8 protein-coding genes are annotated in these 13171 nt (G+C 73.2%); 7 read left to right on the forward strand and 1 reads right to left on the reverse strand.

Annotated elements, in window-relative coordinates; all coding sequences use genetic code 11:
* Positions 1-2: 2 nt before the first annotated feature.
* Entirely contained in the window at positions 3-1625 is a 1623-nt protein-coding gene (locus WBK31_RS06615) for a beta-N-acetylglucosaminidase domain-containing protein (protein ID WP_364066615.1), read from the reverse strand.
* A gap of 32 nt (positions 1626-1657) precedes the next feature.
* Between WBK31_RS06615 and WBK31_RS06620 the strand changes: the two genes are divergently transcribed.
* From WBK31_RS06620 to WBK31_RS06650, 7 genes are all read left to right on the forward strand, one after another.
* Positions 1658-3505 carry an MBL fold metallo-hydrolase gene (locus tag WBK31_RS06620; RefSeq protein ID WP_364066612.1) on the forward strand — a complete coding sequence of 616 codons (1848 nt, stop codon included), beginning with the start codon at positions 1658-1660 and terminating at the stop codon, positions 3503-3505.
* Complete coding sequence (locus WBK31_RS06625; RefSeq protein WP_378784295.1) at positions 3502-4545, forward strand: LacI family DNA-binding transcriptional regulator; 1044 nt, start codon at positions 3502-3504, stop codon at positions 4543-4545. The genes WBK31_RS06620 and WBK31_RS06625 overlap by 4 nt, the downstream gene beginning before the upstream one ends.
* A 1525-nt stretch (positions 4546-6070) precedes the next feature.
* Entirely contained in the window at positions 6071-7036 is a 966-nt protein-coding gene (locus WBK31_RS06630) for an ROK family protein (RefSeq protein ID WP_364066606.1), read from the forward strand.
* A gap of 140 nt (positions 7037-7176) precedes the next feature.
* The gene (locus WBK31_RS06635; protein WP_364066603.1) at positions 7177-7761 is read left to right on the forward strand and encodes an SIS domain-containing protein; all 585 of its coding nucleotides are present in this window, start codon (positions 7177-7179) and stop codon (positions 7759-7761) included.
* 29 nt (positions 7762-7790) lie between these two features.
* Positions 7791-10337: a glycoside hydrolase family 38 C-terminal domain-containing protein gene (locus WBK31_RS06640; RefSeq protein WP_364066600.1), complete on the forward strand. Its 2547-nt coding sequence runs from the start codon at positions 7791-7793 to the stop codon at positions 10335-10337.
* On the forward strand, positions 10334-12331 hold the full coding sequence (locus WBK31_RS06645; RefSeq protein WP_406674484.1) for a hypothetical protein: 1998 nt from the start codon (positions 10334-10336) through the stop codon (positions 12329-12331). Before WBK31_RS06640 ends, WBK31_RS06645 begins: the two co-directional genes overlap by 4 nt.
* A 118-nt stretch (positions 12332-12449) precedes the next feature.
* Complete coding sequence (locus tag WBK31_RS06650) at positions 12450-13160, forward strand: TioE family transcriptional regulator (RefSeq protein ID WP_364066594.1); 711 nt, start codon at positions 12450-12452, stop codon at positions 13158-13160.
* Positions 13161-13171: the final 11 nt, after the last annotated feature.

Below are 13171 nucleotides of genomic sequence, written 5' to 3' on the forward strand. Positions count from 1 at the left end.
CGTCAGGCGCCCGCGCGGTCGAGGACCTGGCGGATGAACGGCGGGATGACGCGGCGCAGCACGTTCGCCTCGTGCTCCTCGGCACGGGCCAGCGCCTGCGCCACCTGCTCGGGCGTGCGGCCCCCGTGCAGCAGGTCGAGCGCGGCCAGGCCGGCCGCGGCCATGTCGCGGGCGGCCGCCACCCAGCGCTCCAGCTCCCGCGCCAGCGCCCCCGGCACGTCCGTCGGCAGGCCCGCGAGCCGGTCCAGCTCGGCCCGCAGCCGCTCGTCCGGCCCGCCCTCCAGCACGGACGCGCACAGGGCGGTCAGCTCGGGGCTCTGGTCCGCGCCGGGCGGCCAGGCCGAGCAGGCCCGCACCAGCGGCAGCAGCTCGGCCGCGCCCGGCACCAGCCGCACCGCACGCTCGTGCGCGCTGCCCGGCTCGTACGCCGCCAGGTGCCAGGCGTAGTCGGCCACCGTCGTCAGCGCGATGCGCGAGGCCGCCGCCTGCACCATGGGGTTGGCCGTGATGCCCTCCAGCGGCGCGCCGTCCAGGTCCGTCGCCCGGCCGGTCAGCGGCCCGAGGAAGACCCGGGAGAAGTCGAAGTCGTTGACCGGGAAGTTGTCCCAGAGCGCCACCCGGTGCCCGTAGGAGTCGGCCGCCGCCCGCGTCTCGCCGGCGGTGATCGCGCCCACGACGATGTCGGACCCGGTCCACCAGACCAGCACGTCGGCGGGCAGCTCGGCGGCCAGCCGATCGCGGTAGGCCGAGCGAGCGGTGCCCGCGTAGTCGGTGGGCACCATGGTCAGCGGCCGGTCCGCGCCGCGCGGGGCGAGGAAGTTGTCCGCGAAGTCGCGGCAGACCGCCGCGTGGGCGCTCGCGCTCGCGCCCTCCGCCGTGCCGTACGCCGCCTTGTCGGGCTCGTGGCTCAGCTCGGGCGGGATGTCGTCGAACAGCAGCGCGTACTCCCGTACGCCGATCTCCCACACCTGCTCGGCCTTGGCCCGCAGCGCCGCCCGCTCGGCCGGGTCGCTGTAGACCATCGACAGGCCGGGGCTGAGCGCGAAGACGAACCTCACGTGCCGCCTGCGCGCCTCCGCGACCAGCTCGCCGAGCCTGGCCAGCTCTTCCTCCGGGTACGGCTCACGCCACCGCTCGCGGTGGTACGGGTCGTCCTTGGGCGCGTACACGTACGTGTTGAGCTTGTGCCTGGCCGAGAAGCGCAGGTGCTCCATGCGCTCCTCGTGGCTCCACGGCGTGCCGTAGAAACCCTCGATCGTGCCCCGGAGCGGCAGGTCCGGCCAGTCGCGCACGTCGATCTCCGGCACGCAGGCCGCGTGCGCGGCGCAGGGCGCGGCGAGCAGCGCGAGCAGGGTCTGCGCGCCGTAGAACGCCCCCGCGGGGTCGGCGCCGCTGATCAGCACGCCGCCCGGTCCCGCGCTGAGCGCGTAGCCTTCGGGCGGCAGCTCGGCGTCCACCCGCACCTCGACGGGCACGGCTTCGCCGGTGCCCAGAGTTTCGGTGAGTACGGCGACGGCGCTGGCCGCGGCGGGATCGCCCGTGATCCGGCACCCGCTCAAAACGACGTGATCGGTGCCGATGGTGGCCTTCTTCGGACGGGGGACAATCCACTCCAGGGCATCCATTGTGGGAACGATACCGGATAGACTCCTGGCCCGTGGGTAAGGAAGTCACCGAAGTCGCGCCCGGGGTGCTCCGCGTCGAGGACACCTGCAACGTCTACGTCATCAAGGCCCCCGACCGCCCCGACGGGCAGCGCACCGGCATCGCCGTCGACTTCGGCTCCGGCCGGGTGCTCGACCTGCTCGACGAGCTCGGCCTCGACCGCATCACCGACGTGCTGGTCACCCACCACCACCGCGACCAGGTGCAGGGGCTGCACCGCGCGGCGGCCGCGGGCGTCGCGATCCACGTGCCGCCGGTCGAGCGCGACCTGTTCGACAAGGTCGACGAGCTGTGGTCAGGCCGCCAGATCTACAACGACTACGACCTGCGCGACGACCGCTTCTCGCTGCTGGAGCCGGTCGAGATCACCAGCGTGGTGCCCGAGTACCGCACGGCCCGGTACGGCGGCATGGACGTACGCGTGCTGCCCACCCCCGGCCACACGCCCGGCTCGGTCACCTACGTGGTCGGCAGGATCGCCTTCACCGGCGACCTGATCTACGCGCCCGGCAAGGTGTGGTCGCTGGCCGCCACCCAGTGGTCGTACACCGAGAACGAGGGCCCCGCCATGGTGGTCATCAGCGCCGAGCTGCTCCAGCGCGAAGACCTTGACCTGCTGCTGCCCTCCCACGGCGACCCGATGACCGAGCCCGCCGACGCGCTGTCCCGGCTCTCGGCCGCCATGCAGCGCTACGTCGACTTCCGCCGCCCCCGCCCGTGGGACCTGCGCGGCCTCCTCACCAACCCGTTCATCGAGATCACGCCCCACCTGCTGATGAACAGGTCCAGCCAGTCCTACAGCTACGTGCTGCTGTCGGAGTCGGGCGCCGCCATGGTCTTCGACTTCGGCTACGACATGTGCACCGGCCTGGTCAAGAGCACCGCCCGCGAGGCCCGGCGGCCCTGGCTGGCCTCCCTGCCCGCACTGCGCGAGCACTACGGCGTCACCGCCGTCGAGGTGGCCGTGCCGACCCACTACCACGACGACCACGTCGCCGGCATGCCGCTGCTGCGCGACGTCGAGGGCACCGAGATCTGGACGCCGTCCCACATCGCGCCCATCCTGGCCACGCCGCTCCACCACGACCTGCCCTGCACGTGGTTCGACCCCATCCCGTCGGACCGGGTGCTCGGTCTGGGGGAGACCGTGCGCTGGCGGGAGTACGAGATCACGGTGTACGACCTGCCGGGGCACACCATGTACGCGGCGGCGTACGCGTTCGAGGTGGACGGCCACCGGGTGCTGGTCACCGGCGACCAGCAGGACGGCCTCGGCGTCCCCGGCGAGCGCCAGGAGATACTGAACTTCCAGTACAAGAACCGCTTCCAGATCGAGGACTACCGCAAGAGCGCCGCGCTCTACAACCGGCTCCGCCCCGACCTCATGGTCAGCGGCCACTGGCGGCCCCGCTGGGTGGACGACGACTACCTGCGCATGCTCACCGAACGCGGTGAGGAGCTGATCGCGCTCCACCGCGAGCTGCTGCCCTCCGACCGGTTCGATCTCGGTGCCGACGGGGTGCTGTGCCGGCTGACGCCGTACTATACGAGCGTCCCCGCGGGCGGCGAGATCACGTTGACCGCCACCGTGCGCAACCCGTGGCCGGACAAGGCGGTGGCCACCATCGAGCCGGTGGTGCCGCCCGGCTGGCGGCGCGAGCCGGGATCTTTGGCGCTTAGGCTGCCCGGAGGGGGTATGGAGCAGGTGCATCTGCGGCTCGGCGCGCCCGCGGAGCCGCGCCGCCGCGTACGCCTGGCAGTCGATCTGACCATCGGCGACCTGCGACTCGGGCAGCACGCCGAGGCGCTGGTCGACGTGGTCACGGAAGGGAACCGATGACCGTAGAACGGCGCCGCACCCCCGCAGGCCGTTCCCGCCGTCCCACGATCAAGGATGTCGCCGAAGCCGCCGGCGTCTCCCGCTCCACCGTCTCCCGGGCCCTCACCGGGCGCGGATATGCGGCCAGCGACGTGCGCGAGCGTGTGCTGCGCGCCGCCGAAGAGCTCGGCTACGTGCCCGACGTCATGGCCCGCACGCTCAAGCAGCAGGTCAGCCGCTCTGTCGGGGTGCTGGTGAGCGACCTGCGCAACCCGTTCTACGCCGAGCTCGCCGCAGGGGCCAGCGCCGCGGCCCGCGAGCGCGGCTACACCATGGTGCTCGCCGACACGAGCCTGTCCGGCGAGACCGAGACCGAGGCCGCCGAGGCGCTGGTCGCGCTCAGAGTCGCCGGCGTGATCGTCACCCCCAACTCCTCCGCCGTCTCCACCTACCTGTCCTCACACGGCATCCCCGTGGTCGAGGTCGACCGCCAGTTCGCCGCCGGCTCCACCGACGGCGTCGTGGTCGGCAACCGCGTCGGCGCCCGTACCGCCACCGCCCACCTCGTCGGGCTCGGCCACCGCCGCATCGCGCTGTTCATCGACGAGACCGACTGGACCACCGGCTACGAGCGCTACCAGGGCTACCTTGAGGCGCTGACGGCCGGCGGCATCACCGTCGACCCCGACCTCGTCGTCTCCTCCGGCTGGGACGTCGCCGACTCCCGCCGCCGCGCCCTCGACATGCTGAGCGGCCCCGACCGGCCCACCGCCGTCTTCGCCGCCAACAACGTCCTCGCCGAAGGCGTCTGGCGGGCCATCGGCGAGCGCGGCCTGGCCGTACCACGGGACATCAGCCTGGTCGCCTTCGACGACGCCCCCTGGATGAGCATGGTCTCGCCCCAGGTCACCGCCGTCTCCCAGGACACCTTCAACCTGGGCGCCACCGCCGTCCGCCGGCTCCACGAGCGCATCGAGATGCCCGACGCCGACTCGGTCACGACCGTACTCAACGTCCGCCTCATCGAACGCGAATCCACCGCCCCACCACCCGCCCTCTGAGCGCCTCGTCTTTGCCGAGCGTTGGGACCGCCCCGCGTCCAGGGCGTGTTTCCCGCGCTCCAGGGTCTTGTCCGCCTCTGCGAGGGGTGGTTCTCGCGTCCCGCGGTGCGCTTTTTCGTGTCCTGGGGGTGCTGCCTGCGCTCGGGGGTGCTGCCTGCGCTCCGGGGGTGCTTTCCACGTCCGCGAGGGGTGCTTCCCACGTCCCGAAGCGCCTTTCGCGTCCCGGAAGGTGGCTTCCTGCGCCCCAGGGTGCTTTTCGCGCCCCGCGCCTCGGGAGAGGGCCGCGCACCACGCACCTCGCACAACCAGCCCGATCGGCACCGCGCGGGACCGGCGATCCGCCCCCGCCGCGTTTGGCGCCTTGGCGTGCGGTGCGAGTTGCGACGCGGCGGCGCCTGTGGTGTGGGGAGCGATCGTTGCGGGGTGGTGCCTGCCGATCTGCCCCCGCCGCGTTTGGCGCTCTGGCGTGCGGTGCGAGTCGCGGCGCGGCGGTGCCTGTGGTGTGGGGAGCGATCGTGCGGGGTGGTGCCTGCGGCGCCGGGGGCGACCGTCACGGTGCGGTGCCTGCGATCCGCCCGCGTCGAGCCCAGCGCTTCGGCGCATCTGGCGCGGTGCCGCCGCGTCGTGCCCTGCGATCCACGGACGCAGCCGAAGCGGCGTGACGGGGGGCTCTGGTGCGCACTGAAGGCGGCGCGATGCCCGTGGCCTGAGGCGCGAGCCACGACGGACGGCGCGTGCGCTGGAGCCCTTCGGGCCCGGCGCTTCGGCGCTACGGGACGCGTCCGTCGCCCGGTGGCAGGCGATTCGGGGCGCGTCCGTCGCCCGGTGCCAGGCGACGCGGTCGCCAGCCGACCCCACGGGCGCTTCGTGCCGTCCACGGGCGCTTCGTGCCGTCCAGGGGCGGATGCGTGGTGTCCAGGGGTGGCTGCATGTTGTCCACGGGCGGCTGCGTGCGGTCCAGGGGTGGCTGCGTGCGGTCCAGGGACGATCGCCGGGCCGGCGACCTTCACGATCGCGCCCGCGAGGCTCCGGGCGGTGACCGTGACCTGGCGCATGGTCGCCACGCGCCTCGTCCTCGGCTGCGTCGCGGTCGGCGCCTTCGCGACCCCAGCGTGCGGCCGGTACGGAGCGGCGCCCGTCGCCTGGGCGGCTCACTGCCGGGCGGTGCGGGTGCGGTCGCATCGAGCCCTCTTGCCCTGTGACCCCGAGGTGAGCGGCACATGCGTGCCCTACGGCTGGGCGCTTCGGTCGTCCGGCGGGTGGCCGGCGCGCGGTGTGGGTCGCGGTGCGGGTCGCGGTGCGGGTTCGTGGGCGATCGGCGGATCGCCGGCACGTCGGCGACGGCCGCTGCCCAGCCGCGTGACAGGCCCCCGGCGCTCTGCATGTCTCAAGAAGTGGACACACATGTCTGCGATCTGACATTTCACGGCCGCCGTGCGTTGACCCGCGGGGAAAACTCGCCCTAGGATCCAATGTGGGAACGATGTCATAGGCATGTGCGTCAGTCGTTCCCGTCGGAGGCCCAATGGAGCACGATCTTCCCCCAGTTCTGTCGCTGGACATCGGCGGCACCAAACTCGCCGCGGGCGTGGTCACAGGCGATGGCCTGATCCACGGCTGGCAGCTCGCCCCCACCCGCAGGAAGGAGGGCCCGCAGCGCGTCCTGGCCAGGCTGTTCGACCTGGGCAGGAAGGCGATCGCGGAGGCCGGGATGCCCGAGATCGCCGCCGTCGGCATCTCCTGCGGCGGGCCGCTGAACACGGCGACCGGCGTGCTGGAGTGCCCGCCGCACCTGCCGGGGTGGATCGACGTCCCGATCGGCGCGCTGGCCACGGAGGCGTACGGCGTCCCCTCAGCCCTTGAGAACGATGCCACGGCCGCGGCGCTGGGCGAATTCCGGTACGGCGCGGGGCGCGGCACCAGCACCATGCTCTACCTGACGATCTCCACGGGCGTGGGCGGCGGCTCGGTCATCGGCGGCCGCCTGCACCGCGGCGCGGCCGGCAACGGCGGCGAGCTGGGGCATGTCATGGTGCGGCCGGGCGGGCGCCGCTGCTCGTGCGGGCGGCACGGCTGCCTGGAGGCGTACGCGTCCGGCACCTCCATCGCCGAGCGCGCCAGGGAGGCGCTGGCCGCCGGCCGTCCCTCGTCCCTGTCCGCCATCGAGAACCCGACCGCCGAGGACGTCTCCCGCGCCGCCGAGGCCGGCGACCCGCTCGCCGTCGAGATCTGGGACGAGACCACATGGGCGCTGGGCAGCGCGCTCACCGACCTGGTGAACGCGTTCGAGCCGGAGCTGGTCGTGCTCGGCGGCGGCGTCACCCGTTCGGGCGCCCGGCTGCTCGACCCCGTCGCGGCGGCGGTCGCCAGGGACGCCATGCCGCCGGCCGCCCGCAGCGCCCGGATCGAGCTGGCCAAGCTCGGCGCGGGAGTGTGCGTGGTCGGGGCCGGTGCCGTCGCGCACGATCTCGTCGCGGGCGCCCCCCGCTGACCCCCAGAAGGCCGCTGACCCCCAGAAGGCCCTCGGCAAGGCCCCAGCCCTGATGAACCGCTCAGCGTAAGGCCCTCGAGGCGCGAAGTTCCGTCCGCAGCGGAGCCGAAGACCCACCGACCTCTCCACAGGAAAGACCCATGTCCGACGTTTCTTCCACGCCCGAGCTGCTGGCGCAGCACGTAGAAGGCCACCTCGCCGCCGCGCGCGGCATGGCGGCGCTGCTGCCCGCCGTCGAGGCCGCCGCGGACCTGCTCATCGAGACCTTCACCAGGGGCGGCACCCTCTACACGATGGGCAACGGCGGCAGCGCGGCCGACGCCCAGCACTTCACCGGCGAGCTGATCGGCCACTACCGGCGCGACCGCCGCCCGCTGCCCGCCGTGACGCTCACCACCGACGCCACCGTCATGACCTGCATCGCTAACGACTACGTCTACGAGGACGTCTTCGCCCGGCAGGTGCAGGCGCTCGCCAAGCCAGGCGATGTGGTCGCCGCCTTCACGACCAGCGGAAACTCCCCGAACGTGGTCGGCGCGCTGCAGGCCGCGCAGAGCAATGGAGCGGTGACGGTACTCTTCGGCGGCAACGACGGTGGCAAGGCCGCCGCGTACGCCGACCACCTCCTCCTAGCCCCCAGCACCGAGACCCCGCGCATCCAGGAGATCCACACACTGATGCTGCACATGATCAGCGACAAGATCGACGCGTGGGCGGCCGCATGACCAGGCGTCGTTCCAGGTCGCGGGCTCCCATGTCGAACGCGCCCTCCGGCAGCCAGCCCTCCGGGCTGTCCCGCGCGCAGCGCCCGGCGGCCACCCCCCAGCGCACCCTCCACATGATCGGCAACGCCCACCTCGACCCGGTGTGGCTGTGGCCGTGGCAGGAGGGCTACCAGGAGGCGCGGGCCACGTTCTGGTCGGCGATCCACCGCATGGACGAGTACCCCGACTTCGTCTTCACCTGCGACCAGGTCGTGCTGCTCTCGTGGGTGGAGGAGTCCGACCCCGAGCTGTTCGCCAGGATCCAGGAGAAGGTGGCGGAGGGCCGCTGGGTGATGACCGGCGGCTGGTGGGTGGAGCCCGACTGCAACATGCCGTCCGGCGAGTCGTTCGTCCGCCAGGGCCTGTACGGCCAGCGCTACCTCAAGGAGAAGTTCGGCGTCACCGCCACGGTCGGCATGAACGTCGACCCGTTCGGCCACAACGCCATGCTGCCCGCCATCCTGCGCGGCCAGGGCATGGACTCCTACACCTTCCTCCGTCCTGGACCGCACGAGAGCGAGCTGCCCGGCACCATGTTCTGGTGGGAGGCCCCGGACGGCAGCCGCGTGCTGGCCTACCGCATCCCGTTCGAGTACTGCAGCCCGCCCGGCGACGTCGCCGGCCAGACCGAGAAGGCGCTCGCCCAGCTCGACCGCTCGCTCGGCGACCTGATGATCTTCTACGGGGTGGGCAACCACGGCGGCGGCCCCACCAAGGCGAACATCGAGTCGATCCACCGCTACGACCGGATGGGCTCGTTCGGCGAGATGATCCTGTCGTCGCCGCGCCGCTACTTCGACGAGATGATCAAACGGCTGGGCGAGGAGGGCCTGGCCGAGCTGCCGGTCTGGCGCGACGACCTGCAGCACCACGCGGCCGGCTGCTACTCGTCGCACTCCGGCATCAAGCTGTGGCAGCGCCGCGCCCAGGCGGCGGTGCTGTCGGCCGAGCGGTGGGCGGCCATCGCCGGTCACGACGCCCGCGCCGACCTGGAGCGGGCCTGGAAGCAGGTGCTGTTCAACCAGTTCCACGACGTGCTGCCCGGCTCGGCCATCGAGCCCGCGTACGACGACGCCCGCGACCAGCTCGGCGAGGCCGTCGCGATCTCCAAGCGCATCATCACCAGGGCGCACAACGTGATCGCCCGCGACGTGCACGTGCCCGAGGAGCCCGGCACCCAGCCGGTGATCGTGTTCAACCCGCACCCGTGGCCGGTCTCCACCCGCGTCGAGCTGCAATACAGCGTCGCCCCCAACGGCGTGCACGTGGTGGACGCCGACGGCGCGGACGTGCCGTGCCAGCGCATCCAGTCGGTCGCCACCACCGACGACAAGGGCCGCGGCGCGACGGTGTTCAAGGCCGAGCTGCCGCCGCTGGGCTACCGCCTCTACCGGCTGCGCCAGGGCCCCGGCATGAACCCGGCCGGCACGCTGTCGGCGTCCCGGCACCACCTTGAGAACGACGTGCTGCGCCTGGAGCTCGACCCGGTCACCGGCTGGCTGTCCAGCCTGGTCGACAAGCGCACCGGCGTGGACCTGGTGGCCGGCGCGTCCGGCGAGCACACGCAGGTGTGCGAGGACCCCACCGACACCTGGGGCCACCGCGTCGTCTCCTACGACTGGCCGGGTCAGCCCATGGCCGTCACCGACATCGTGCTGCGCGAGAGCGGGCCGCTGCGCGCCCGCATCCGCGTCGAGCGCGAGTGGGGCCGCTCCACCATGGCCGAGGAGTTCATCCTCGGCGCGGGTGACGACGACGCCGTGGAGGTGCGGGTCACGCTCGACTGGCGCGAGCAGGCGCACCTGATGAAGCTGCGCTTCCCGGTCGGGCTCGAGAGCCCGGTGGCGACGTACGAGATCCCGTTCGCGCACCTCACCAGGCCCATCGACGGAGCAGAGGAACCGGCGCAGTCGTGGGTGGACCTGTCGGGCTCGATCGGCGGCACCCGCGCGGGCCTGGCCGTGGTCAACAACGCCAAGCACGGCTACGACGTCGCGCCTCCCGGGCCCGGCCGCAGCCACAGCATCGGCATCACCGCCGTGCGCAGCCCCGTCTACTCCTGGCACGACCCCAGGCTGCTCGACCCCGACGGCTTCTACTCCTACCAGGACCAGGGCGTGCAGCGGTTCTCGTACCTGCTGGTGCCGCACGCGGGCGACTGGCGCGAGGCCGGGCTCACCCGCCGCGCCGCGCTGCTCGGCTCCCCGGTACGGGCGATGCTGGAGAGCTTCCACGATGGGCCGCTGCCCAGCTCGCGCGGCTACCTCGACGACGGCGGCGGCCAGGTGATGGTGACCGCCGTGAAGCTGCACGAGGACACGCCTCGCGATCTCGTGGTCAGGGCCGTCGAGACCACCGGCAGGCCCGGGACGGCGACGCTGAACATCCCCGTCGCCGGCATCCGGCTCACCGCCGACTTCGGCCCCTGCCAGATCCGCACGTTCCGCATCCCGCTGGACGACCCGCTCTCGGCGGTGGAGACGGACCTGGTGGAGATGGAGGTCCGCAAGGGCGCGTTCACGGTGGAGCCGTGGTGACGGACGACCCCGGCCCCGCCGGAGCAGGGGGAGAGCAGGACCCGCACCCGCCCGGCGACGCCTCCGCGGCGGCCGGCGGCCTTTCGGCGGTCGCCGCTCCGGAGGCCGAGGGGGCCGCGCCCGTGGTGATCGCCGTGCCCGGCGGTGGCGAGCTGCGGGTCGAGGTGCTCGGCACGGGGCCGTTCGCGGTGGACTGGAGCTGGGGCGAGCCGCTGCCGACCGGCCGCCGCGCGCTGCGGCTCGACATACGCTACGACGGCGCCGAGCCGGCCGCGGCCACCGTACGCGTCAGCAGGTCGGTGGCCTCGGCCGCCGCCCCGTGGTGGCTGATCCCCGGCCTGTTCTACGGCGAGAACCGCCCGGCCGGCTGCCACCGCGTCTTCCCCCGCTTCGAGCCCGGCGCCGACCGTCCCGGCGAGATGGTCTCCGCCTCGTGGGGGTTCCGCGCCGACCGCGCCGCCACCCCCGCCGTCCTGGTGTGGGGCGACGACGGGGGCGCCGCGCTGATCGCCGACGAGGTCTCGCCGCTCGGCATCACCGGTCTTGAGCTCTCGTACGCGGAGGGGCGGGCGACCGTCGCGCTGCTGTTCCCGTACCGGGAGCATCCGATCACCTACTACGGCTCGGCGGACCCGCTGCCCGCCCAGGCCGCCACTCACGTCTGGCGGCCGGGCGAGTCGCGGTCGCTGACGCTCGCCACCGCGCCGCTGCCCGCCGACCGGCACGCGTACGCGCCGCTGCTGCGCGAGGACCGTGAGCTGCGGCTGCCGGCGGCCCCGATCGAGCCGTGGGAGGACGTGACCACCGCCGCCGACATCGCCGCCGAGGGCCTGTACCGCTGGCACTACGACCCCGACCCCGGCGTGCTGCTGGAGACGGTCGGCTTCGACAGGGAGGTCAGCGGCGGCGACGGGCGGCCGGTGGACCGGCAGGCCATGCACGTCGGCTGGGTGAGCGGCATCCCCTGGGCGGCGGCGCTCCTGGAACACGGCCTGCGCACCGGGCGGCCCGAGCACGTCGCCGCCGCGGAACGGGTCATCGGCTTCATCTGCGCGAACCTGTCGCCGTCCGGCACCTTCTGGGGCACCTGGTACCGCAAGAGCGGCTGGTCGCAGAGCTGGAGCCCGGTCAAGGGCGCCCTGCACGCGCGCACGCTCGGCGAGGCCACCCTGTTCCTGCTGCGCGCGCTGCGCCTGCGGCCGAACCCCGAGTGGGCCGCCGCCGCCCGCTCCAACCTGGACGTCATGGTCGCCCGCCAGCGCCCCGACGGCAACCTCGGCACCCTGCACCACGCCGAGACCGGCGAGGTGCTGTCCTGGTCGGGCGCGTCCGGCCTGACCTGGGTGGCCGCCCTCGCCGAGTCCGGCGAGCCCGGCGATCTGCGGGCGGCCGAGCGGGCGGGGGAGTACTACGCCAGGTTCGTCGAGGACGAGTTCATCTACGGCGCGCCCGAAGACGTGGACCTCGCACCCACCTCCGAGGACGGGTACGCGGCGGTCATGGCGTACATGGCGCTGCACCGCCGTACCGGCGCGGCCCGCTGGCTCGACCTGGCCCGCCGGGCTGCCGACTGGATGCTCACTTTCCGCTACACCTACAACGTGCGCTTCGGCCCGCGCACCCCGCTCGGCGCGTACGGCTTCGCCACCCGGGGCGCGGATCAGGCGTCGCCGTCCAACCAGCACCTGCACGCGTACGGGCTGGTGTGCACGGCGGAGCTGGCCGAGCTGTCGGAGGCGCTGGGGGATCCGTACTACGCCGAGCGGGCGCAGGAGACGCTCGACTGCTTCCGCCAGCTCCTCCCGGTGGCCGACGGCGACATCAACGCCTACCGTGGCATGATCACCGAACGGTACTACCAGACGGACTGCTTCCAGCCGAAGGGCATGTACCTGACGCTGTCGCACGCGTGGAGCGCGGGGGTGCTGCTGCTGGCCTGCGAACAGGTGCTCGCTGCCAAACCGGGAGACGCCTACCGAGCAGAGCCCACGTGACATTGCACCGGTTCGATCTTCCGTCGGCTCGCCGCTAGGATTGGACGCCGGTTGAACCTTCGACCCCGGTGTCCGCGCACATCCGCGCGTACACCCTCAAATCCGGCGAGGTGCGTCGATGCCCGGTGGCCGACTGCGGCCGGTGGACCTGGCCCGCCCGCACGGCCTGTCCACCCAGGCGGTGCGCAACTACGAGCAGGCCGGCATCCTGCCGCCCGCCGCCCGCACGGAGAGCGGCTACCGCGCCTACACCCCTCGCCACGCCCAGGCGCTGCGGGCGTTCGTGGCGCTGATCCCCGCCCACGGCCACCGCACGGCCACGGCGATCATGCAGGCGATCAACCGGGGCGAGACGGACGCGGCGCTCAAGCTGATCGACGAGAGCCACGCCCAGCTTCTGGAGGACCGCCGCACCCTCCAGGCGGTGGAGGAGGCGCTGCGCGCGCTGGCCCCCGCCAGACCGGTCGAGCCGGGGGTGACGTTCATCGGCCCGCTGGCCAGAAGGCTGGGCATCCGGCCCGCCACCCTGCGCAAGTGGGAACGGGCCGGGCTCGTGCAGCCGCGCCGCGACCCGCGTACGGGCTACCGCGTCTACACCGGTGCCGACGTCCGCGACGCCCAGCTCGTCCACCAGCTCAGGCGCGGCGGCTACCTGCTGGAGCAGATCGCCCCGCTGCTCGCCCAGGTGCGCGCGGCGGGCGGCCAGGAGCCGCTGCAGAGCGCCCTGCGCGAGTGGCGGGGCCGCCTGTCGGCGCGCGGCCGGGCGATGATCAAGGGCGCGGCCGAGCTGGAGACGTACCTGAGCGAACACGTCGAGCCCGCCCCCTGACAGAGCCCGCC

Source organism: Nonomuraea sp. N2-4H (assembly GCF_045291505.1).
In the GTDB taxonomy this organism is placed as follows: domain Bacteria; phylum Actinomycetota; class Actinomycetes; order Streptosporangiales; family Streptosporangiaceae; genus Nonomuraea; species Nonomuraea fastidiosa.

Coding starts and splice junctions, on each gene's coding strand:
- WBK31_RS06650 (WP_364066594.1), top strand. CDS start 12,450: ATGCCCGGTGGCCGACTGCGGCCGGTGGACCTGGCCCGCCCGCACGGC.
- WBK31_RS06640 (WP_364066600.1), top strand. CDS start 7,791: ATGTCGAACGCGCCCTCCGGCAGCCAGCCCTCCGGGCTGTCCCGCGCG.
- WBK31_RS06615 (WP_364066615.1), bottom strand. CDS start 1,625: ATGGATGCCCTGGAGTGGATTGTCCCCCGTCCGAAGAAGGCCACCATC.
- WBK31_RS06635 (WP_364066603.1), top strand. CDS start 7,177: ATGTCCGACGTTTCTTCCACGCCCGAGCTGCTGGCGCAGCACGTAGAA.
- WBK31_RS06625 (WP_378784295.1), top strand. CDS start 3,502: ATGACCGTAGAACGGCGCCGCACCCCCGCAGGCCGTTCCCGCCGTCCC.
- WBK31_RS06630 (WP_364066606.1), top strand. CDS start 6,071: ATGGAGCACGATCTTCCCCCAGTTCTGTCGCTGGACATCGGCGGCACC.